The organism is Confluentibacter sediminis (assembly GCF_003258355.1).
GTDB lineage: Bacteria > Bacteroidota > Bacteroidia > Flavobacteriales > Flavobacteriaceae > Confluentibacter > Confluentibacter sediminis.
In genome coordinates, this window is the sequence record NZ_QKPO01000014.1 from 98,116 (window position 1) to 120,204 (window position 22,089).

At 33.8% G+C, this 22,089-nt stretch carries 33 protein-coding genes; 1 reads left to right on the forward strand and 32 read right to left on the reverse strand.

Annotated elements, in window-relative coordinates:
* Nucleotides 1-55: 55 nt before the first annotated feature.
* From rplQ to rpsL, 32 genes are all read right to left on the reverse strand, one after another.
* Complete coding sequence (rplQ, locus tag DKT72_RS13295) at nt 56-532, reverse strand: 50S ribosomal protein L17 (RefSeq protein ID WP_111309237.1); 477 nt, start codon at nt 530-532, stop codon at nt 56-58.
* Between the two features lie 140 nt (nt 533-672).
* Entirely contained in the window at nt 673-1,665 is a 993-nt protein-coding gene (locus tag DKT72_RS13300) for a DNA-directed RNA polymerase subunit alpha (protein ID WP_111309238.1), read from the reverse strand.
* A gap of 98 nt (nt 1,666-1,763) precedes the next feature.
* Nucleotides 1,764-2,369 carry a 30S ribosomal protein S4 gene (gene rpsD / locus DKT72_RS13305; RefSeq protein ID WP_111309239.1) on the reverse strand — a complete coding sequence of 202 codons (606 nt, stop codon included), beginning with the start codon at nt 2,367-2,369 and terminating at the stop codon, nt 1,764-1,766.
* Between the two features lie 175 nt (nt 2,370-2,544).
* Nucleotides 2,545-2,928, reverse strand: coding sequence for a 30S ribosomal protein S11 (rpsK, locus tag DKT72_RS13310; protein ID WP_111309240.1), 384 nt, complete (start codon nt 2,926-2,928; stop codon nt 2,545-2,547).
* Between the two features lie 107 nt (nt 2,929-3,035).
* Complete coding sequence (rpsM, locus tag DKT72_RS13315; RefSeq protein ID WP_100610616.1) at nt 3,036-3,410, reverse strand: 30S ribosomal protein S13; 375 nt, start codon at nt 3,408-3,410, stop codon at nt 3,036-3,038.
* A 2-nt stretch (nt 3,411-3,412) separates the two neighbouring features.
* A complete protein-coding gene (gene ykgO, locus DKT72_RS13320; protein WP_013305171.1) occupies nt 3,413-3,529 on the reverse strand; it encodes a type B 50S ribosomal protein L36 in 117 nt (38 codons plus the stop codon).
* A gap of 93 nt (nt 3,530-3,622) precedes the next feature.
* A complete protein-coding gene (gene infA, locus DKT72_RS13325) occupies nt 3,623-3,838 on the reverse strand; it encodes a translation initiation factor IF-1 (protein WP_028289261.1) in 216 nt (71 codons plus the stop codon).
* Nucleotides 3,839-3,846: 8 nt separating this feature from the next.
* The gene (secY, locus tag DKT72_RS13330; protein WP_111309241.1) at nt 3,847-5,202 is read right to left on the reverse strand and encodes a preprotein translocase subunit SecY; all 1,356 of its coding nucleotides are present in this window, start codon (nt 5,200-5,202) and stop codon (nt 3,847-3,849) included.
* A gap of 15 nt (nt 5,203-5,217) precedes the next feature.
* A complete protein-coding gene (rplO, locus tag DKT72_RS13335; RefSeq protein WP_111309242.1) occupies nt 5,218-5,670 on the reverse strand; it encodes a 50S ribosomal protein L15 in 453 nt (150 codons plus the stop codon).
* Nucleotides 5,671-5,682: 12 nt separating this feature from the next.
* Nucleotides 5,683-5,865, reverse strand: a complete 183-nt coding sequence (rpmD, locus tag DKT72_RS13340) for a 50S ribosomal protein L30 (RefSeq protein WP_111309243.1) — start codon at nt 5,863-5,865, stop codon at nt 5,683-5,685.
* 13 nt (nt 5,866-5,878) lie between these two features.
* Nucleotides 5,879-6,403, reverse strand: a complete 525-nt coding sequence (gene rpsE, locus DKT72_RS13345) for a 30S ribosomal protein S5 (RefSeq protein WP_111309244.1) — start codon at nt 6,401-6,403, stop codon at nt 5,879-5,881.
* Between the two features lie 6 nt (nt 6,404-6,409).
* Nucleotides 6,410-6,766, reverse strand: coding sequence for a 50S ribosomal protein L18 (rplR, locus tag DKT72_RS13350; RefSeq protein ID WP_111309245.1), 357 nt, complete (start codon nt 6,764-6,766; stop codon nt 6,410-6,412).
* 10 nt (nt 6,767-6,776) lie between these two features.
* A complete protein-coding gene (gene rplF, locus DKT72_RS13355; RefSeq protein ID WP_111309246.1) occupies nt 6,777-7,319 on the reverse strand; it encodes a 50S ribosomal protein L6 in 543 nt (180 codons plus the stop codon).
* A gap of 11 nt (nt 7,320-7,330) precedes the next feature.
* Complete coding sequence (rpsH, locus tag DKT72_RS13360) at nt 7,331-7,729, reverse strand: 30S ribosomal protein S8 (protein WP_100616318.1); 399 nt, start codon at nt 7,727-7,729, stop codon at nt 7,331-7,333.
* A 76-nt stretch (nt 7,730-7,805) separates the two neighbouring features.
* Nucleotides 7,806-8,075 carry a 30S ribosomal protein S14 gene (gene rpsN / locus DKT72_RS13365; protein WP_100610624.1) on the reverse strand — a complete coding sequence of 90 codons (270 nt, stop codon included), beginning with the start codon at nt 8,073-8,075 and terminating at the stop codon, nt 7,806-7,808.
* Nucleotides 8,076-8,078: 3 nt separating this feature from the next.
* Nucleotides 8,079-8,630: a 50S ribosomal protein L5 gene (gene rplE, locus DKT72_RS13370; RefSeq protein WP_111309247.1), complete on the reverse strand. Its 552-nt coding sequence runs from the start codon at nt 8,628-8,630 to the stop codon at nt 8,079-8,081.
* Nucleotides 8,631-8,632: 2 nt separating this feature from the next.
* Nucleotides 8,633-8,944, reverse strand: coding sequence for a 50S ribosomal protein L24 (rplX, locus tag DKT72_RS13375; protein ID WP_111309248.1), 312 nt, complete (start codon nt 8,942-8,944; stop codon nt 8,633-8,635).
* Between the two features lie 12 nt (nt 8,945-8,956).
* On the reverse strand, nt 8,957-9,325 hold the full coding sequence (rplN, locus tag DKT72_RS13380; RefSeq protein WP_100610627.1) for a 50S ribosomal protein L14: 369 nt from the start codon (nt 9,323-9,325) through the stop codon (nt 8,957-8,959).
* A 2-nt stretch (nt 9,326-9,327) separates the two neighbouring features.
* A complete protein-coding gene (gene rpsQ, locus DKT72_RS13385; RefSeq protein ID WP_111309249.1) occupies nt 9,328-9,585 on the reverse strand; it encodes a 30S ribosomal protein S17 in 258 nt (85 codons plus the stop codon).
* 12 nt (nt 9,586-9,597) lie between these two features.
* The gene (gene rpmC, locus DKT72_RS13390) at nt 9,598-9,789 is read right to left on the reverse strand and encodes a 50S ribosomal protein L29 (RefSeq protein WP_111309250.1); all 192 of its coding nucleotides are present in this window, start codon (nt 9,787-9,789) and stop codon (nt 9,598-9,600) included.
* Nucleotides 9,790-9,802: 13 nt separating this feature from the next.
* Nucleotides 9,803-10,222: a 50S ribosomal protein L16 gene (rplP, locus tag DKT72_RS13395; protein ID WP_100610629.1), complete on the reverse strand. Its 420-nt coding sequence runs from the start codon at nt 10,220-10,222 to the stop codon at nt 9,803-9,805.
* 21 nt (nt 10,223-10,243) lie between these two features.
* Entirely contained in the window at nt 10,244-10,981 is a 738-nt protein-coding gene (gene rpsC, locus DKT72_RS13400; protein ID WP_111309251.1) for a 30S ribosomal protein S3, read from the reverse strand.
* A 9-nt stretch (nt 10,982-10,990) separates the two neighbouring features.
* Nucleotides 10,991-11,398: a 50S ribosomal protein L22 gene (gene rplV, locus DKT72_RS13405; RefSeq protein ID WP_111309252.1), complete on the reverse strand. Its 408-nt coding sequence runs from the start codon at nt 11,396-11,398 to the stop codon at nt 10,991-10,993.
* 6 nt (nt 11,399-11,404) lie between these two features.
* A complete protein-coding gene (gene rpsS / locus DKT72_RS13410; protein ID WP_111309253.1) occupies nt 11,405-11,683 on the reverse strand; it encodes a 30S ribosomal protein S19 in 279 nt (92 codons plus the stop codon).
* A gap of 3 nt (nt 11,684-11,686) precedes the next feature.
* Nucleotides 11,687-12,514: a 50S ribosomal protein L2 gene (gene rplB, locus DKT72_RS13415; RefSeq protein WP_111309254.1), complete on the reverse strand. Its 828-nt coding sequence runs from the start codon at nt 12,512-12,514 to the stop codon at nt 11,687-11,689.
* A gap of 10 nt (nt 12,515-12,524) precedes the next feature.
* A complete protein-coding gene (gene rplW / locus DKT72_RS13420) occupies nt 12,525-12,815 on the reverse strand; it encodes a 50S ribosomal protein L23 (RefSeq protein WP_111309255.1) in 291 nt (96 codons plus the stop codon).
* A gap of 5 nt (nt 12,816-12,820) precedes the next feature.
* Entirely contained in the window at nt 12,821-13,450 is a 630-nt protein-coding gene (gene rplD / locus DKT72_RS13425) for a 50S ribosomal protein L4 (RefSeq protein WP_111309256.1), read from the reverse strand.
* Nucleotides 13,450-14,067 (reverse strand): 50S ribosomal protein L3, encoded by a 618-nt coding sequence (gene rplC / locus DKT72_RS13430; RefSeq protein ID WP_111309257.1) that lies wholly within the window; start codon nt 14,065-14,067, stop codon nt 13,450-13,452. Before rplC ends, rplD begins: the two co-directional genes overlap by 1 nt.
* Nucleotides 14,068-14,281: 214 nt before the next feature.
* Nucleotides 14,282-14,587, reverse strand: coding sequence for a 30S ribosomal protein S10 (rpsJ, locus tag DKT72_RS13435; protein ID WP_111309258.1), 306 nt, complete (start codon nt 14,585-14,587; stop codon nt 14,282-14,284).
* 11 nt (nt 14,588-14,598) lie between these two features.
* Nucleotides 14,599-16,725, reverse strand: a complete 2,127-nt coding sequence (fusA, locus tag DKT72_RS13440; protein WP_111309259.1) for an elongation factor G — start codon at nt 16,723-16,725, stop codon at nt 14,599-14,601.
* A gap of 6 nt (nt 16,726-16,731) precedes the next feature.
* The gene (gene rpsG, locus DKT72_RS13445; protein ID WP_111309260.1) at nt 16,732-17,208 is read right to left on the reverse strand and encodes a 30S ribosomal protein S7; all 477 of its coding nucleotides are present in this window, start codon (nt 17,206-17,208) and stop codon (nt 16,732-16,734) included.
* A 22-nt stretch (nt 17,209-17,230) separates the two neighbouring features.
* Nucleotides 17,231-17,644, reverse strand: coding sequence for a 30S ribosomal protein S12 (rpsL, locus tag DKT72_RS13450; protein ID WP_111309261.1), 414 nt, complete (start codon nt 17,642-17,644; stop codon nt 17,231-17,233).
* 1,287 nt (nt 17,645-18,931) lie between these two features.
* Here rpsL and DKT72_RS13455 point away from each other — a divergent pair.
* Nucleotides 18,932-22,087, forward strand: coding sequence for a SusC/RagA family TonB-linked outer membrane protein (locus DKT72_RS13455; RefSeq protein ID WP_111309262.1), 3,156 nt, complete (start codon nt 18,932-18,934; stop codon nt 22,085-22,087).
* Nucleotides 22,088-22,089 lie beyond the last annotated feature (2 nt).

The window sequence follows — 22,089 nt, forward strand, 5'->3', positions numbered from 1 at the left end:
AAAAAAAGGATAAACTAAAATAGTTTATCCTTTATATTTTAAATGTTTTTAACATTTATTCCTCTTCTTCTTTTGTCGCTTTTGTTTCTACAACTGGAGCAGCAGCAGGCTTAGCACCTCCTCGTCTACTTCTTCTAGTTGTTTTCTTCTCTGGCTTAGCTGCGTTATAGATTTCGTTATAATCAACAAGTTCAATCATAGCCATATCTGCATTATCACCTAAACGATTACCAAGTTTAATAATTCTCGTGTAACCTCCTGGTCTATCAGCCACTTTAGCAGCTACACCTCTAAATAACTCAGCAACAGCTTCTTTTTGTCTTAATCTACTGAAAACAACACGTCTATTATGCGTAGTATCTTCTTTAGATTTAGTAATTATTGGCTCAACAAATTGCTTTAAAGCTTTTGCTTTTGCAACCGTAGTGTTGATACGTTTATGCTCTATTAAAGAACAAGCCATATTAGCCAACATTGATTTTCTGTGAGCTGTTTGTCTACCTAAGTGGTTTATTTTTTTTCCGTGTCTCATGACATTTTTTTTATCATCATCTTGCTTCTATACCTATGTTTAAGGGAGCAAACTATGATGGGTTAATTTATTTACGCATTACGATTTATAAATTACGGTATTTAAAATTCTAAAATCGTAATTCGTAAATCTAAAATCCTCTAATCTTTATCTAATTTGTATTTACTTAAATCCATTCCAAAGTTTAAACCTTTAATATGAACAAGTTCTTCAAGTTCTGTTAAAGATTTTTTACCAAAGTTTCTGAATTTCATCAAATCATTTTTATTGAAAGATACTAAGTCGCCTAAAGTATCAACTTCCGCCGCTTTTAAACAGTTAAGAGCACGAACAGATAAGTCCATATCAATTAACTTCGTTTTAAGCAACTGTCTCATGTGAAGTGATTCTTCATCATAAGTTTCAGTTTGAGCAATTTCATCAGCCTCTAAAGTGATACGCTCATCAGAGAATAACATGAAGTGGTGAATTAATGTTTTAGCAGCTTCAGTTAAAGCATCTTGAGGTGTTATTGATCCATCGGTAATGATTTCAAAAACTAATTTTTCATAATCCGTTTTTTGTTCAACACGATAGTTTTCAATACTATACTTAACATTTTTTATTGGCGTATAAATTGAATCCGTAAAAATAGTCCCTATTGGTGCAGCAGCTTTCTTATTTTCTTCTGCAGGAACATAACCTCTACCTTTTTCAATAGTAATCTCCATATTGAAGTTCACTTTAGGGTCTAAATTACAGATTACTAACTCTGTATTTAACACTTGGAATCCTGAAATAAATTTTTGGAAATCTCCAGCTAATATTTGTTCTTGACCAGATATTGAAATTGAAATAGATTCATTATCGATATCTTCTATTTGTCTTTTAAAACGTACTTGCTTTAGATTTAATATGATTTCCGTAACATCTTCAACCACACCCGCAATTGCTGAGAACTCATGGTCTACACCTTCAATTCTAACTGATGTAATAGCGAATCCTTCTAAAGAAGAAAGTAAAACTCTTCTTAGTGCATTACCTACTGTTAATCCATATCCAGGTTCTAAAGGGCGAAATTCGAATTTCCCTTCAAAATCTGTTGAATCAATCATGATGACTTTGTCGGGCTTTTGAAAATTAAATACTGCCATACTTTTTTCTTCGTTTTAATTGTTATTTAGTTGCGCGGTTTATAAGTTTGAAGAAGTACGAATAAACCCTTTGGCCAAATACCAATGTTATTAATTTATTATTTTGAATATAATTCGACGATGAATTGTTCGTTTATGTTTTCTGGAATTTGAATTCTAGCAGGAACAGAAACATAAGTCCCTTGTTTAGTGTCATTATTCCAAGTGATCCACTCGTATACTTGACTTGAATTTGATAAAGATCTATCAATTGCTTCAAGCGATTTTGATTTTTCTCTTACTGCAACAACATCTCCAGCATGTAATTGATATGATGGTATATTTACCAATTCACCATTTACCGTAATGTGTCTGTGAGATACTAATTGTCTTGCACCACTTCTAGAAGGAGCTATTCCCATTCTAAAAACCACATTGTCTAATCTAGATTCGCAAAGTTGTAATAATACTTCACCTGTGATACCTTGAGCTGCTCTAGCTTTCTTAAACATATTTCTGAATTGACGCTCCAATACACCATAGGTATATTTAGCTTTTTGCTTTTCTTGCAATTGAATTGCATATTCAGATTTTTTTCCACGACGTTTGTTAGCACCGTGTTGACCTGGAGGGTAATTTCTTTTTTCAAAAGATTTATCTTCTCCGAAAATAGCTTCACCAAATTTACGAGCTATTTTAGTTTTAGGACCAGTATATCTTGCCATTTTAAATTGTTTTTAAGAGTGATTATGAATTAAGGTCTTAATCTTATCCTTCGATAATCGTTGATCTCTTGTTGATACTTGTTAAATTTTTCAGTTTGCAAATGTACAAACAAAATTAATACCAATTGCATTAAAACAAATGATATTAATTTTATTTATTTTATTGAATATAAAACTATACTCTTCTACGTTTTGGAGGACGACATCCATTATGTGGTAATGGAGTAACATCAATAATTTCAGTTACTTCTATACCTGCATTATGAATAGATCTAATAGCAGATTCTCTACCATTTCCTGGACCTTTAACGTATACTTTTACTTTCTTTAATCCTGCTTCTAAAGCTACTGCCGAAGCATCTTCTGCCGCTAATTGAGCTGCATAAGGTGTGTTTTTCTTAGAACCTCTAAATCCCATCTTACCTGCAGAAGACCATGAAATAACATCTCCTTTTTTATTGGTAAGTGAAATAATGATATTATTGAATGATGCATTAACATGTGCTTCACCAATAGAATCTACAATAACTTTACGTTTTTTTGTACTTGCTTTTGCCATATTTTCTAGTTTTCAGTTGTTAGTTGATAGTCGCTAGAATCCTAAACCTTTATAATTTCAAACAGATTCCTTCCAACGTCTAAATACTAAAGACTAAATATTAATTATTATTTAGTTGCTTTTTTCTTGTTAGCAACTGTTTTTCTTCTACCTTTTCTTGTTCTAGAGTTGTTTTTAGTACGTTGTCCTCTTAATGGAAGACCAGATCTATGACGAATTCCTCTATAACATCCAATATCCATTAAACGCTTAATGTTTAATTGAGTTTCAGAACGTAATTCACCTTCAATTGTAAAGGCAGAAACTGCATCACGAATGTTTCCAATCTGATCGTCATTCCAATCTTGAACTTTAATACTTTCGTCTACTTTAGCAGTTGCTAAAATTTCTTGGGCTCTGCTTTTACCTATTCCGTAGATATAAGTTAAAGCGATAACTCCTCTTTTGTTTTTTGGTATGTCTACACCTGCAATTCTTGCCATAATTACCCTTGTCTTTGTTTGAATCTAGGATTCTTTTTGTTTATTACGTAAAGTCTACCTTTTCTGCGCACTATTTTACAATCTGCGCTTCTTTTTTTAACTGATGCTCTTACTTTCATCTTTTGTTTAGTTTTAAAAGTTTAAAGCTAAAAAGCTTAAAAGCTGCTATATTACTTTACAACTTCATACTTTATTACTTACAACTTAATCTTTTAATATCTATAAGTTATGCGAGCCTTAGACAAATCGTAAGGGCTCATTTCCAATTTAACTTTATCTCCTGGCAATAATTTAATGTAATGCATACGCATCTTACCAGAAATATGCGCAGTCACTATATGACCATTTTCTAATTCAACACGGAACATAGCATTGGATAATGCTTCTATTATGGTTCCATCTTGTTCTATTGCTGCTTGTTTTGCCATTGTAAATATTAAGCTAAAGCTTTTCTATTTTTACCTGTTTTCATCAAGCCATCATAGTGTCTATTTAACAAGTAAGAATTGACTTGTTGCATAGTATCTATAGCCACCCCAACCAAAATGATTAGTGAAGTTCCACCAAAAAATAAGGCCCATCCTTGTTGTACATTCATAATTTTAACTATAAATGCTGGGAACACAGCTATTAACGCTAAAAATATAGATCCAGGTAATGTTATTTGTGACATTATCTTGTCTAGATATTCTGAAGTTTCAGAGCCTGGACGAATGCCTGGAATAAAACCGCCACTTCGTTTTAGATCATCAGCCATTTTATTCGTTGGTACTGTAATCGCGGTATAGAAGTAAGTAAATATTATAATCAATATAGCGAATGTAATATTGTAAGCCAAACCAAAAATATCAGCATAATTAGTTTGTAACCAAGAGCCTACTCCTGTGTCTTTCAAAAATGATGACTTTCCAATTAAATTAGGAACAAACATAATAGCCTGTGCAAATATGATTGGCATAACTCCAGAAGCATTTAACTTCAATGGAATATATTGTCTTGATCCAGCCATAACATTCTTCTCATAACTTCCAGTAGCAGTTCTTCTAGCATATTGAACAGCTATTTTTCTAACTGCCATAACAAGCATAATTGCTGCTAATATGATAACGAACCAAACAACTATTTCTATTAGCACCATCATTAAACCACCATTTCCTCCACCTTCAATTCTTGATGCATAATTTTGTACAAATGCTGCTGGCATTCTTGCAATAATACCCACCATAATTAACAATGAAATTCCATTTCCGATACCCTTATCAGTAATTTTCTCTCCTAACCACATAGCAAAAATACAGCCTGTAACTAGAATAGCAACTGATGAAAAGTAAAATGAAAATCCAGTACCTAATAAAAAAGCGGTCTGCGGAACACCTAACGCTGGCAAACTTGCTAAATAACCTGGTGCTTGTAATAAACAAATTCCAATGGTTAACCAACGAGTTATTTGATTTATTTTCTTTTGACCACTAGCGCCTTCTTTTTGTAGCTTTTGCAAATAAGGAATAGCTATACCCATTAATTGCACCACAATAGAAGCCGAGATATATGGCATAATCCCTAACGCAAATACAGAAGCTCTAGACAATGCACCTCCCGTAAAAGCACTAAGTAATCCTAATAAACCTGAACTTGTACTAGAATCCAAACCGTTTAATTGAGTTGCATCAATACCAGGTATGGTTACATGTGAGCCAAAACGATAAACTAAAAGAATACCAAGTGTAACTATGATTCTGTTTCTTAGTTCTTCAATTTTCCAAACATTTTTTATCGATTCTATAAATTTCATATGTATAGTTAGGTCTTATAAAGTTACAACTTCTCCTCCTGCGGCTTCAATAGCAGCTTTTGCTGAAGCAGTAAATTTATGAGCAGATACTTTTAATTTTGCTTTTAGTTCACCTCTTCCTAATATTTTAACTAGATCATTTTTACCAGCTAATCTGTTAGAAAATAAGGTTTCAAAATCTACTGTATCTTTAATCTTTTTTTCATCAACTAAATTTTGTAAAGTATCTAAATTGATTCCTTGATACTCAACGCGGTTGATATTTGTAAAACCAAATTTAGGTACACGTCTTTGAAGTGGCATTTGCCCTCCTTCAAATCCAACTTTCTTAGCATAACCAGAACGAGATTTAGCTCCTTTGTGACCTTTTGTTGCCGTACCACCTTTTCCAGAACCTTGTCCTCTACCTATTCTTTTACCTTGATTTTTAACTGAACCTTCTGCAGGTTTTAAATTACTTAAATCCATTTTCAGTATTTATTATTTAATTTCTTCAACAGAAACTAAGTGATTTAATTTGTTTACCATACCAAGTACACTTGGTGAGGCATCATGCTCTACAACTTGACCAATTTTTCTAAGACCCAAAGATTCTAATATTCTTTTTTGTCTTAGCGGACGATTGATTGCACTTTTTATTTTTGTTACTCTAATTTTTGCCATCTTTATCGTTTTATTAACCGTTAAAAACTTTATCAAGTGAAATACCTCTATCTCTAGCTATAACACTAGCATCTCTCAATTGTAATAAAGCATCAAATGTTGCTTTTACTACATTATGAGGATTTGAAGATCCTTGGGATTTTGATAATACATCATGAACACCAACTGCTTCCAAAACTGTTCTAACAGCTCCACCAGCAATTACACCAGTACCTTGTGCAGCAGGAATAATGTTTACTCTAGCTCCACCATATTTACCTTTTTGCTCATGTGGTAATGATTTACCCTTTAAAGGGATACGAACTAAGTTTTTCTTAGCATCTTCTACTGCTTTTGCAATAGCACTGGCAACGTCTTTAGATTTTCCTAAACCTTGACCTACTACACCGGCTTCATCACCAACCACAACGATTGCTGAAAAACCAAATGCTCTACCACCTTTAGTTACTTTGGTAACTCTTTGTACACCAACTAAACGATCTTTAAGATCTAATCCACCTGGTTTTACTAACTCTGCGCTTTTGTATTTACGATACATAATTTCTTAGAATTTAAGTCCTGCTTCTCTAGCTCCTTCAGCTAACGATTTTACTCTACCATGATATAAATAGCCACCTCTATCAAAAGAGATTGTTTCTATACCTGCCTTTAAAGCTTTTTCAGCAAGAGCTTTACCTACTAATGCAGCTGCTTCAGTTTTATTAACTTTAGCTGTATTAATATCTTTATCTCTTGAAGATGCTGCACTGATAGTTTTACCAGAAACGTCATCTACTATTTGAGCATAAATCTCATTATTACTTCTAAAAACAGATAATCTTGGTCTAGCTTCTGTTCCAGAAACTATTTTACGAATTCTGCTTTTAATTCTTATTCTTCTTTTGTGTTTTGTTAATGCCATAACTAAATTATTAAGCTGATTTACCTGCTTTTCTTCTCAATACCTCGCCTACAAACTTAATTCCTTTTCCTTTGTATGGTTCTGGTCTTCTAAAATCACGAATTTTTGCAGCTACTTGACCAACAAGTTGTTTATCAAACGATGTTAGTTTTACAATGGGATTCTTTCCTTTTTCAGAAATGGTTTCTACAACTACTTCTGGAGCTACTTCTAATATGATATTATGAGAAAATCCTAAAGCCAAATCCAATTTTTGTCCTTGGTTTGAAGCTCTGTAACCTACACCTACCAATTCTAATTGTTTAGTCCATCCTTGTGAAACACCTTTTATCATATTAAGCATTAATGATCTATACAAACCATGTTTTGCTTTTTGATCTTTTGTATCAGAAGAACGCGTTACTAAAACATTACCATCTTCAACTTTAATATCTACAGAATCGAAATTTTGGGTTAATTCTCCCAATTTTCCTTTTACTGTAACTATTCCGTCTTTTATATCAACTGTAACGCCTTGAGGAATTACTACTGGGTTATTACCTATTCTTGACATGTCTTATCTTTTTAGTAAACGTAACATATTACTTCGCCACCTACATTTTCTTGTTTAGCTTGTTTACCTGTCATTACTCCATGAGAAGTAGAAACTATGGCAATACCAAGACCATTAAGAATTCTAGGTAGTTCTTTTGAACTAGCATATTTACGTAAACCTGGTTTACTTATTCTTTCAATTTTTTTAATTACAGGCTCTTTTGTCTCCTTGTTGTACTTAAGCGCAATTTTAATTGTGCCTTGAACAGTTGAATCGTCAAACTTGTAACTCAAAATATATCCTTGCTCGAATAATATTTTAGTGATGTCTTTTTTTAAGTTAGATGCAGGTATCTCAACCACTCTGTGGTTAGCACGTATAGCATTTCTAACTCTAGTAAGATAATCCGCTATTGGATCTGTATACATATTTATTAATTTGTGGTATTGGTTTTCAATGGAACTATTCCTTTTGAACCTTATACCAGTTTATAATTCTTTTTTTTTACCAGCTGGCTTTTGTTACACCTGGTATTAAACCTTGGTTAGCCATTTCTCTAAATGTCACACGAGAAATACCAAATGTTCTCATATAACCTCTTGGTCTACCAGTTAATTTACAACGGTTATGCTGACGGATAGGAGATGCATTTTTTGGTAACTTTTGTAATGCCTCATAATCTCCAGCTTCTTTTAAAGCTTTACGTTTAGCTGCATATTTAGCTACTGTTTTAGATCTTTTTACCTCACGGGCTTTCATTGATTCTTTAGCCATAACTTAGTTCTTTTGAAAAGGTAATCCTAATTCGGTTAATAATGATTTTGCTTCTTTATCAGTCTGAGCAGACGTTACAAATGTAATATCCATACCTGAGATTTTATTCACTTTATCAATGTTTATCTCAGGGAATATGATTTGTTCAGTAATTCCTAAATTGTAATTACCTCTTCCATCAAATCCTGTAGCTTTAATTCCATTAAAATCTCTTACACGTGGTAAAGCTGAAGTAACCAAACGATCTAAAAACTCATACATTCTTTCTCCACGTAAAGTTACTTTTGCCCCAATTGGCATACCTTTACGTAATTTAAAAGAAGCAACGTCTTTTTTAGATATAGTCGCAACTGGTTTTTGTCCAGTGATGCTTGCCAACTCTTCTAGTGCGTAGTCAATTAGTTTTTTATCTGCCACAGCAGCACCAACACCTTTAGATATAACTATCTTCTCAAGTTTAGGTACTTGCATTACATTTTTATAACCAAATTCGTCTGTAAGAGCAGCAATTACTTTGCTTTTATACTCTTCTTTAAGTCTAGGTGAATATGCCATAACTATATTACTTCATTAGATTTTGTTGAAAATCTTACTTTCTTATCGCCCTCTACTCTATATCCAACTCTGGTTGTTTCCCCTTTTGAAGTTAACAATGATAAGTTTGATATATGAATAGCAGCTTCTTTTTCTACGATTCCACCTTGTGGGTTTTTAGCACTTGGTTTAGTATGTTTCTTAACCAAGTTTACACCTTCAACGATGGCTTTGTTCTTATCTATTAATACTTTTTGTACTTTACCTTCAGATCCTTTGTGATCTCCAGCAATTACTTTTACAGTATCTCCGGATTTTATTTTAAGCTTTGTCATCTTATAAATTCATTAAAGCACTTCAGGTGCCAATGATACAATTTTCATGAATTGTTTATCACGAAGTTCTCTAGCAACAGGACCAAAAACACGAGTGCCTCTCATTTCTCCTTGTGCATTTAAAAGCACACAAGCATTATCGTCAAATCTTATATAAGATCCGTCTGGTCTTCTTACTTCTTTTACAGTACGAACTACTACTGCCGTAGAAACTGCACCTTTTTTAATGTTACCATTAGGTGTAGCATCTTTTATAGACACAACTATTTTGTCTCCTACAGAAGCGTATCTTCTTTTAGTACCACCTAGAACACGTATTGTTAATACTTCTTTTGCTCCAGTGTTATCTGCTACTTTAAGTCTTGATTCTTGTTGTACCATAATTACTTAGCTCTTTCAATTATTTCAACTAATCTCCAACATTTAGATTTACTTAAAGGTCTTGTTTCCATGATCTTTACTGTATCTCCAATATTACAATCGTTTGTTTCGTCGTGTGCAACATATTTTTTTGTTTTTAACACGAACTTACCATACATAGGGTGTTTTACTTTTTTTACTTCCGCAACTATAATTGATTTTTGCATCTTGTTGCTAGTAACCACTCCTATACGTTCTTTTCTTAAGTTTCTTGTTTCCATCTTTCAGCAGAATTATTGTAATTCTCTTTTAGTTATTTCTGTCGCAATTCTAGCTACGGTACGTCTCATACTACGTAACTGAATTGGATTTTCTAAAGGAGATATTGCATGAGCCAATTTTAGGTCTGAATAACTCTTTTTTGTCTCACTAAGTTTCTCTTGTAACTCAGCTACAGATAATTCTTTAATTTCTGATTGTTTCATAATATCAAATAAATTATGCTTCGTAATCTCTAGCGATTAAAAACTTAGTTTTTACTGGTAGTTTTTGTGCTGCTAAACGTAACGCTTCTTTAGCGATATCTAGTGGCACACCTCCCACTTCAAATAGTATTCTTCCTGGTTTCACAACAGCTACCCAATATTCAACGGCACCTTTACCTTTACCCATACGTACTTCAAGAGGTTTCTTTGTAATTGGCTTATCTGGAAATATTTTAATCCAAAGTTGCCCTTCTCTTTTCATGTAACGTGTAGCGGCAATACGTGCAGCTTCTATTTGACGTGATGTTAAAAAACTAGAATCGATCGATTTTATACCAAAAGTACCGTTTGAAAGTTGATGCCCTCTTTGAGAGATCCCCTTCATACGTCCAGTTTGCATTTTACGAAATTTTGTTCTTTTAGGCTGTAACATTTTTCTTTACTTTATAAAAAATTACTTTCTACGACGAGGTTTAGCTGGACCATTAGCAGGACGACCTGTACTATTTGCTCCACCACTTTTTCCTTGCTTCTTGGACATTCCAACAAGTGGAGAAAGATCTCTTTTACCGTATACTTCACCTTTCATGATCCATACTTTTACACCTAATCTACCATAAGTAGTATGTGCTTCAACTAAAGCATAGTCAATATCGGCTCTAAAGGTTGATAAAGGAATACGTCCTTCTTTATAGTGTTCAGATCGTGCCATCTCAGCACCATTTAAACGCCCACTAATTTGAACTTTAATTCCTTCAGCATTCATTCGCATTGTAGCAGCAATAGCCATTTTTATAGCACGTCTGTATGAAATTCTGTTTTCAATTTGACGCGCAATACTTGATCCTACTAAAAATGCATCTAGTTCAGGTCTCTTAATTTCAAAGATATTAATCTGAACTTCTTTTCCAGTAATCTTTTTAAGCTCTTCTTTTAACTTGTCTACCTCTTGACCCGCTTTCCCGATAATGATACCTGGACGAGCTGTTGTGATAGTAACGGTTACAAGTTTTAGAGTTCTTTCAATAATTACTCTGGAAACACTAGCTTTAGATAAACGTACGTGTACGTATTTTCTAATTTTATCGTCTTCGGCAAGCTTATCTCCATAATCATTACCTCCGTACCAGTTAGATTCCCATCCTCTGATAATTCCTAAGCGATTTCCGATTGGATTTGTTTTTTGTCCCATACTTCTATCTTAGCTTTGTGTGTTATTGTTAGCTCCAACTACTAATGTAACGTGGTTAGAACGTTTTCTTATTCTGTGTGCGCGACCTTGAGGTGCTGGACGTAATCTTTTTAACATTGCTCCGCCATCAACTCTAATCTCTTTTACAATTAGTTCAGCATCTTCTATACTTGCAGATTCATTTTTAGATTGCCAATTTGCAATAGCAGATAATAACAATTTCTCTAATTTACCTGAAGCTTCTTTAGAATTGAACTTTAAAATACTAAGCGCTTTTTCTACGCGTTCACCTCTTACTAAATCGGCTACTAAACGCATTTTTCTTGGTGATGTAGGACAATTATTAAGTTTAGCAAAAGCAACTTGCTTTTTCCCTTCCTTAATAGCGTCTGCCATTTGTTTTTTACGACTTCCCATTGCTTACTATTTTTTACCTTTATTTTTAGCACCTGCATGACCTCTAAATGATCTTGTCGGTGAAAATTCTCCTAATTTATGACCTACCATGTTTTCAGTAACATATACTGGTACAAATTGACGGCCATTGTGTACTGCTATTGTTTGACCAACAAAATCTGGAGTAATCATACTGGCTCTTGACCAAGTTTTAATTACCGTTTTTTTGTTAGTTTCAATGTTTACAGCTACCTTTTTTTCTAATTTATAATGAACGTAAGGTCCTTTTTTTAATGATCTTGCCATATCTTATTTCTTTCTACGTTCTACAATATATTTATTACTTGCATTCTTTTTAGAACGAGTTCTATATCCTTTAGCTGGAATACCTTTTCTAGATCGTGGATGTCCACCTGATGATTTACCTTCACCACCTCCCATTGGGTGATCTACTGGATTCATTACTACCGGTCTTGTACGAGGTCTTCTTCCTAACCATCTTGTTCTACCTGCTTTACCAGATACTAATAATTGATGGTCTGAATTAGAAACAACTCCTACAGTTGCTAAACAATTTACAAGTACTAATCTTGTTTCACCTGAAGGTAATTTAATAGTAGCAAATTTACCATCCCTAGCCATTAATTGAGCAAAAGCTCCAGCACTACGAGCCATAATAGCTCCTTGACCTGGTCTTAACTCTACACATGAAATAATGGTTCCTAATGGAATTTGACTTAAAGGCATGGCATTTCCTATCTCAGGAGCAATCCCTTCTTGTCCAGACACTACAGTTTGACCAACTTGTAACCCATTTTGAGCAACAATATATCTTTTCTCACCATCTTGATAATTCAATAAGGCTATGAAAGCTGTTCTGTTTGGATCGTATTCTATGGTTTTAACTTCAGCTGGAATTCCAGTTTTATTTCTTTTAAAATCAATAATACGATACTTCTTTTTATGACCACCACCGATATAACGCATGGTCATTTTTCCTTGACTGTTTCTACCACCAGACTTTTTATGCGGAGCAATTAAACTTTTCTCCGGCTTATCAGTAGTTATGGCGTCAAATCCATTTACTACTCTAAATCGCTGTCCTGGTGTGATTGGTTTTAATTTTCTTACTGACATTTTTGTCTAATTACATGTTACTGTATAAATCAATCATTTCACCTTCCGCCAGTTGTACAATTGCTTTTTTAACAGCATTTGTTTTACCATGTTGAATACCTGTTTTTGTAAAACGGGTTCTTCTATCTGGACGGACATTTATAGTACGAACTTTTTCAACAGAAACTCCATAAGTGGCCTCAACCGCTTTTTTGATTTCTACCTTGTTCGCCTTAGTTTTCACTGCGAAAGTATAGCAATTGTTCACCTCGCTATTTGCAGTCGCTTTTTCTGTGATTATAGGTTTAATTAAGATACTCATCGTTTCTATTTACTTAAATTTAATTCAATTCCTTCTAAAGCTCCTTCCAAAAGCACTATCTGATTTGCATTTAAAATCTTATAAGTGTTTAATTCTGAATTAGTTATAACCTCCGAGCTTTTTAAATTGCGCGATGACAAATATACATTATTATTTGACCCACCCAACACAAAGAGAGATTTTTTGTTTTCAATGTTTAAAGCCTTTAAAATAGCTGTAAAATTCTTAGTTTTCACAGTATCAAAATTAAAATCTTCCAACACTAAAATAGATTGCTCACCAGCTTTTATACTTAAGGCAGATTTACGCGCTAATCGTTTTAAATTCTTATTAAGTTTAAAACTATAGTCTTTTGGTCTAGGACCAAACATACGACCTCCTCCTTTAAAAACCCCAGACTTAATGCTACCAGCTCTAGCTGTACCAGTTCCTTTTTGTTTTTTAATCTTGCGAGTACTTCCAGAAACCTCTGCTCTTTCTTTCGATTTGTGGGTTCCCTGTCTTTGGTTTGCTAAATATTGCTTAACATCCAAATAAACTGCATGATTATTAGGCTCAATAGCAAATACATCTTTAGAAAGGTCTGCCTTTCTACCTGTATCTTTTCCGTTTATATCTAAAACTGCTACTTTCATTATTTTCTAATAATTACATAAGAATTTTTATGTCCAGGCACACAACCTTTAACAACAAGTAGATTTTTATCTGCAACTACTTTTAAAACTCTTAAATTTTCAACTTTTACTGAGTCTCCACCCATTCTTCCAGCCATACGAATTCCTTTAAAAACTCTAGCAGGATACGAAGCAGCACCAACAGAACCAGGAGCTCTTAAACGGTTATGCTGACCGTGAGTAGATTGACCTACACCACCAAACCCATGACGTTTTACAACACCTTGGAATCCTTTTCCTTTTGATATACCAGATATATCAACAAACTCACCTTCCATAAAGTGATCAACAGTTATTGCATCACCTAATTTGTACTCCTTATCAAAACCTTTGAATTCTACGATTTTGCGTTTTACAGAAGTCCCTGCTTTTTTAGCATGACCTTGGTCAGCTTTAGTAGCGCTTTTTTCTGTCGCGTCATCGAAACCAAGTTGAACAGCTTTATAGCCATCAACTTCTTCGGTTCTGACTTGGGTAACGATACATGGTCCAGCTTCGATTACTGTACATGGAATGTTTTTTCCATTTTCATCGAAAATGCTGGTCATACCGATTTTTTTTCCAATTAACCCAGACATATTTATTATTTATTAATTATTACTAATCGTTGAAAATATTTCAACACTCATTATTTAAAAAAACTCAGGGACAAAATACCTTTCGTCCCTGAAATGTATTTTTCCGTTTTTCCTTCGCACGCAGCTCAGGACATGTTTACTTCCTGTGATAGCAGGAAACTCTTTTCTTTGAGATCCCGAAACAAAAGTTCGGGATGTAAATCAAGGTTTATACTTAAACTTTGATTTCCACTTCAACCCCACTTGGCAATTCAAGCTTCATTAAAGCATCAATTGTTTTTGAAGAAGAAGAATAAATATCAAGCAATCTCTTATATGAACTTAATTGAAATTGTTCTCTAGCCTTCTTATTTACGTGAGGAGAACGTAAAACCGTAAAAATTTTCTTGTTAGTTGGTAATGGAATTGGTCCAGTAACAACAGCACCCGTACTTTTCACAGTTTTTACAATCTTGTCAGCAGATTTATCTACTAAATTGTGATCGTAAGATTTTAGTTTTATTCTAATTTTTTGACTCATTTTCTTAAATTTTAAGCTTCTACGCCTTTAGCTGCTTTAATAACCTCTTCAGAAATATTAGAAGGAGTTTCAGCATAATGTGAAAATTCCATAGTTGATGTTGCACGACCCGAAGATAATGTTCTTAATGTTGTAACATATCCAAACATTTCAGATAAAGGCACAGTTGCTTTTACAGTTTTCGCACCAGCTCTATCACCCATATCACTTACTTGACCTCTTCTTCTGTTTAAATCACCAACAATATCACCCATGTTCTCTTCAGGAGTAATTACCTCAAGTTTCATAATAGGCTCCATAATAACAGCTTTAGCAGCTTTAGCAGCAGCTTTAAAACCTAATTTAGCAGCTAACTCGAAAGATAATGCGTCAGAATCCACATCATGGTAAGAACCATCATTTAATGTTACTTTCATTGCATCAACTTCATATCCTGCTAATGGTCCATTTACCATCGCCATTTTAAATCCTTTCTCAATAGAAGGTATAAATTCTTTAGGAACGTTACCCCCTTTAATTGCAGAAATAAATTCTAATCCTGTTTTTCCTTCTTCAGCTGGCTCAAGAGTAAATACAATATCAGCAAATTTACCACGACCACCAGATTGTTTTTTGTAAACTTCTCTATGATCAGCTTTACGTGTAATAGCTTCTTTGTATTCTACTTGTGGTGCACCTTGATTTACTTCAACTTTAAATTCACGACGCAAACGGTCAACAATAATATCTAAGTGAAGCTCACCCATTCCAGATATGATAGTCTGCCCTGAAGCCTCATCCGTTCTAACTGTAAAAGTTGGATCTTCTTCAGCTAATTTAGACAAAGCCATACCTAACTTATCAACATCCGCTTTTGTTTTAGGTTCCACTGCAATACCAATTACTGGATCAGGGAAATTCATACTTTCCAAAACAATTGGATGCTTTTCAGCAGTTAAGGTATCTCCTGTTTTAATATCTTTAAATCCAACTGCTGCTCCAATATCTCCAGCTTCGATAAAATCGATAGCGTTTTGCTTATTAGCATGCATTTGGTATATTCTAGAAATACGTTCTTTATTACCTGAACGGTTATTTAACACATAGGAACCTGCATCTAAACGACCTGAATAAGCACGGAAGAATGCTAAACGACCAACATAAGGATCGGTAGCGATTTTAAATGCTAAAGCAGCAAATGGCTCCTTAACATCTGGCTTACGAAGCTCTTCTTTTTCAGTATCAGGATTCATACCTAAGATTCCCTCTTTGTCCATTGGAGAAGGCAAGTAACGACATACAGCATCTAATAAAAACTGTACTCCTTTATTTTTAAATGATGAACCACAAATCATTGGAATGATTGCCATATCCATTACAGCAGCCCTAAGTGCAGCATGCACTTCTTCTTCTGTAATAGAATTTTCATCTTCCATATATTTTTCAAGCAAATTCTCATCATAAGTAGCTACTTCTTCAATAAGTTTACCACGAAGTAATTTTGCTTCAGCTTTAAGTTCCTCTGGAATTTCAATAACATCAAAAGTTGACCCTTGAGTTTCATCATGCCAAACGATAGCTCTGTTTTTAACTAGGTCAACAATACCTTTAAAATCTATTTCATCACCAATGTTTAAAACGATTGGCACCGCATTAGATTTTAACATATCTTTTACTTGTTGACACACTTCCATAAAATTAGCACCTTGACGGTCCATTTTATTTACGAAACCAATACGTGGCACTTTATAGTTATCAGCTAATCTCCAGTTAGTTTCAGATTGAGGCTCTACACCATCAACCGCACTAAATAAAAACACTAAACCATCTAACACACGTAATGAACGATTTACTTCAACAGTAAAATCTACGTGACCAGGAGTGTCAATAATATTAAAATGATATGATTGAGAATCCGCTGTAGGCTCTCCATTTTCTCTTGGAAAAACCCATTCACAAGTTGTAGCAGCAGACGTAATTGTAATACCACGTTCTTGCTCTTGCTCCATCCAGTCCATAGTTGCAGCACCATCATGCACTTCACCTATTTTATGAGAAACACCTGTATAATAAAGGATTCGTTCTGTAGTAGTGGTTTTACCAGCATCAATATGCGCAGCAATACCTATATTTCTTGTTAATTTTAAATCTCTTGCCATGTCGTATTAAAATCTAAAGTGAGAGAATGCTTTATTAGCCTCCGCCATTTTATGTGTATCTACTCTTTTCTTAACGGCAGCACCTTCTTCTTTAGCCGCAGCTAAAATTTCTGAAGCTAAACGTTGCGCCATAGATTTTTCGTTTCTTTTACGTGAATAACTAATAAGCCATTTCATTGCTGTAGAAACTTTACGGTCTGGACGAATTTGCATTGGTATTTGGAATGTAGCACCCCCAACACGACGACTACGTACTTCTACGTGAGGCATAACGTTAGACAAAGCATCTTTCCAAGTATCTAATGCTGTTTTTTCTGCATCTCCCTTTTTTGCTTCTACAATGTCAATAGCATCATAAAAAACTTTAAAAGCGATGGACTTCTTCCCATCCCACATCATCATATTAACGAAACGAGTTACTAACTGGTCGTTAAATCGAGGATCTGGTAAAAGCGGTCTCTTTTTTGCTGCTCTTTTTCTCATGTCTTCTTTTTAAAAGTTTTAATTACTTTTTCTTACCTTTTGCTACTGGCGCAGCCGCTTGCCCTGGTTTCGGACGCTTCGCTCCATACTTAGATCTACGTTGTGTTCTACCTGCAACACCTGCGGTGTCTAAAGCGCCACGAACGATATGATATCTAACCCCCGGTAAGTCTTTTACTCTTCCACCTCTAACCAATACTATCGAGTGCTCTTGCAGATTGTGACCCTCACCTGGGATGTATGCATTTACCTCATTACCATTTGTCAACCTTACCCTTGCTACTTTACGCATTGCAGAGTTAGGTTTTTTAGGTGTCGTAGTGTAAACACGCGTACAAACCCCACGTCTTTGTGGACACGAATCTAAAGCAGCCGATTTACTCTTCTTGGTTATTTTGGCTCTTCCTATTCGTACTAATTGTGAAATTGTTGGCATATATATTCTATATAAATTTTAAAATCCTCATTTAAGAGGGCTGCAAAGGTAGAAATAAAAATGTATTTTTCAAACGTTAAAGAATTAATTTTCAATAGATTTTAAAAATAATATTACAAGCGTTGTTTTCCTGTTGGATTTCCATGCTATATATTTGATTTCTACCATGAAGAGAGTCCGCTTTTTACTCCTTATAATATACACACTGTTTTTAGCTAAGATTTAGGGATAAGTATTAAGGGAGATTCAGACATTAAAAATCAACCTATTAATTCTTTAAATCCTTCAAAACAAATTCAAGATTATCTGTCTATTCATAAAAAACTTTTAAAAAATTGTTTGCCAAGAAAACAATTAGATGACATACTCAAAATAAATGATTCAACATGCTGAGCTATAATTCAACTAAAGAAAAGATACCATATGATAATAAATATGATGAAAATTCACCTGATAAGTTTTTCATAAACTTAGCGTCAAAACTTGTATATGGCCGTAATTCGTTTTAAAGATAGAAGATATTGAAAGTAAATTAAATATCATTAATTCTAAAATCACATCAGAAGTTTTCCCGTGTACAAAATTACGATTGTCAAATATTGAAGTTATGGAAAACAAATAAAAGTCCAATTAGCTAATTGAATCTAAAAAGAGTCATTAATAATATTGCTGCAAAGGATTATGGATAATCCGCTAAGGTCTACACCAAGCATTATCTAAAAAATGAACCACCTTTGTACTCAAGAGTGCGAGGTAGTTCATTACAAACTTTTATTCAAGCCATTTTACCTCTAATCATCAGTATACCAAGTAACAATGTTATGTTTTATTATTCCTCATAAATTCGTCTTTATTTAATTAAAAACAAATTTAAGAAAAGAAAAATGGCTTCTTTATCTGAATAGCAAGTTCAATTAAATATAAATGTTATTGAAATTTTCAATTTAAATGATTTTAGAGATAATATTTTTATAAAAATAGACAGCTAATTTTCAAAACAAAACAACTAATGTTAAAGAGAATCATTTTGGCTATGGTTTTGGATCTGATTCTAAAACCCTTACATCCCCAGAGCCACTAAATCTCAAGGACACCAATGATATAATGTTGAACAAGAAATTCCAATGATTCAATTTCAAAATCCACATAAGCTCAACGGTTAAATTTCAGCAAAACATTGTTGAATTCTCAGTGATTTAAAAAAAACATTGAAATTTTAACTCTAAATTATTGTTTTATTAACTTTATTTTAAGATTTTTGGCATGACTAATTCAAATATTTATAAAATGAAAACAAAGTTTAGTGGAATTCTAACGCTATTACTAGCGTTTGTCGTGCAACTAACGTTCGCACAAGAAAAGACAATTTCAGGTACGATAACTGATGGTAGCGGTTTACCAATCCCTGGAGTAACCGTCTTAGTAAAAGGTACTTCTACAGGTATCGCCTCAGATTTCGATGGCAATTATTCGATCAGAGCTAATCAAGGTGGTACTTTGATTTTTAGTTTTGTTGGTTATGTTACCCAAGAAATTGTTATAGGTGCGTCTAACACAATTAATGTAACTCTTAAAGAAGATGTTGCAGCTCTTGAAGAGGTTGTTATAACAGCCCTAGGTATTAAGAGGAATGAAAAATCTTTAGGCTATTCTGTTCAATCAGTTAAACCCGAGCAAATTACAGAGAATTCTGAACCAGATTTACTAAGATCTCTTAATGGTAAAGTACCTGGAGTTAATATAAATGTATCTACTGGGGTTGCTGGTGCAGCAAACAAAATAAACATTAGGGGTATTACTTCATTTCAAGGCGGAAACCAACCGTTATTTGTTGTTGATGGGACCCCATATAGTAATGATGAAATAGAAACATCTGATCAAGTTACTGGGTCTGGAGGCAGCTATGAGTCTGGTATTTCTTCATTAGACCCAAATAACATAGCTGATATTAGAGTTCTGAAAGGTGCTGTAGCAGCAGCATTATATGGCTCTAGAGCTGTTAATGGGGTTATATTAATTACTACTAAAACCGGCCAATCTGGTGGCGCTTCAAATAAAAAATTCGAAGTCTCACTTAGTAGTGGGCTTTATTTAGAAAACATAGCTAATCTTCCTGAATACCAAAACACATACGGACCAGGAACTAATTTTAATTATAATAACGCTAATGGATCTTGGGGAGCTAGATTTGACTCTCTTGAAACTATTCCAACGTGGCCTAATTTACTTACTGCTTTTCCAGATCAATTTGGACCTACGGTTCCCTATGTGGCTAAACCAAATAACGTAAAAGACTTATTTAGAACTGGCGTTGTTTCTGATAATTCAGTAAGTGTTAATATTGCTAAGGATAATTCAAATTTCAGTTTAACCATTTCAAATTTAGACCAAGAAGGATATATCCCTTTCAATACCTATAGAAGAACTAATTTTTCTACAGGTGGTAATTTTACATTAGAAAATGGATTAAAAGTTGGTGCAAATTTAAGTTATTCCGATAGTGAACAAGTTGGTGGTTTTTTTGGAGAAAATCAATTTGCCGGGGCTGCGTCTTCATTTGCTAGAGTTTTGGTACTGGGCAGGAATTGGGATTTAAGTTTACCTTATGAAGATGCCAATGGCGCTCCTGTTATTCCTAATACTGGTTGGGATCATCCGTTATGGTCATGGCAGCATAACCAAATTATTACTGACGTTAATAGAACTGTAGCCAATATAAGCTTTGCATACGATTTTAATGACCACATTGATGTAAGATATCAATTAGGTGTAAATAAATATAGCCTAGATAGGTTACAAATTACAGATAAAGGATCTAGAGCCGCTGCGGGAATAGGCAGGGTTATAAGTGAAGTTTATGATACTGAAGAAATTGAATCTACTTTAGCCTTGAATTTTAATTATGATTTATCTGAAGATGTAAATTTAAATTTTACTGTTGGTAATAATGTGAATCAAAGATCAAGTCATAATTACGCTTATACTGGAACTGACTTGATTGCCCCAGACATTTTCACTATTAAAAATACTAAAAATGTTACAGCAGACTTTGATGATACTACAAGAAGAAGATTGGTAGGTGTATTTGGAGATTTAGGATTAAGCTATAAAGATTATTTATTTTTAAATGCCACAGCTAGAAATGACTGGTCTTCAACATTACCTAAGAACGATAATAGTTTCTTATATCCATCTGTTTCTACATCATTTATTTTTACTGATGCTTTAAATATTGAAGGCGGTATTTTGTCTTATGGTAAGATTAGAGGTGGGTGGGCTAATGTAGGCCGTGATGCTAATCCATATCAAATAAATAAGATCTTTGGTTTAGGAGATGTATTTGCTGGACAATCAACAGTGTTTTTGCCAACAACATTAGGTAATCCAAATTTAAAACCTGAAAATACCGAGGAAATTGAAATTGGTACCGATCTTGAATTCTTTAATAAGCGTATTATTATTGATTTTACATGGTACAAAAAAACCACAACTGATTTAATTTCTAGAGTGAACGTACCAAATAGTAGTGGTTATTCTTCTTTATTAACCAATATTGGTGAAATGGAAAATAAAGGTATTGAAATAGGTTTGACATTAACACCTGTAAGAAGTGATAATTTTAGTTGGACGACTTTTACATCTTTCACAAAAAACAAAAACATAGTCAAAGAATTAATTGATGGATTAGATAGATTTCCAGTAGATGTAAACCAAGTTGCTTATGTACAGAAAGGACAGCCTTATGGTGTTTTTTATGGCACTGCATTTGCTAGAGACGATGAAGGTAATTATTTGATTTTAGAAGGTGAAGGAGGAATTATACAAGCTTTAGACAGTAAAGTTATTGGAGATCCTACACCAGATTTTAAAATTGGTTTCACAAATACCTTTAGATATAAAAGTTTAAGTTTAAGGGCTCAAATCGACTGGAAAGAAGGTGGTGATATTTCATCATCAGGTATAGATGCATTACTTGGGAGAGGGGTTACAAGGGATACCGAAGACCGTGAACGTACATTTGTTATTCCTGGTTATTACGGAAACCCAACTAGTGGAGAACCTATTCTTGATGGTTCTGGAAACAAAATCCCGAACAGCACTCAAATTACCATGAATAATTTATATTTTTCACCTGCTAGTAGTAATACTTTTGGTATCAATAGTGTCGATGAAGCTTCTGTTTATGATGGCACTGTCTATAGATTGAGAGAAATTTCCCTGACTTATGATGTTCCTAAAAAATTCTTAGAGAAAACTTTTATAGGATCTTTATCTATCTCAGCTATTGGTAACAATTTATGGTATTTTGCTCCTAACGTACCTAAATACACAAATTTTGACCCAGATGTAACAGCGTATGGTTCTAGTAATCTTCAAGGCATAGAAACACAATCTGCTCCTAGTTCAAAAAGATATGGTCTTAAGATTAATCTAACGTTTTAATT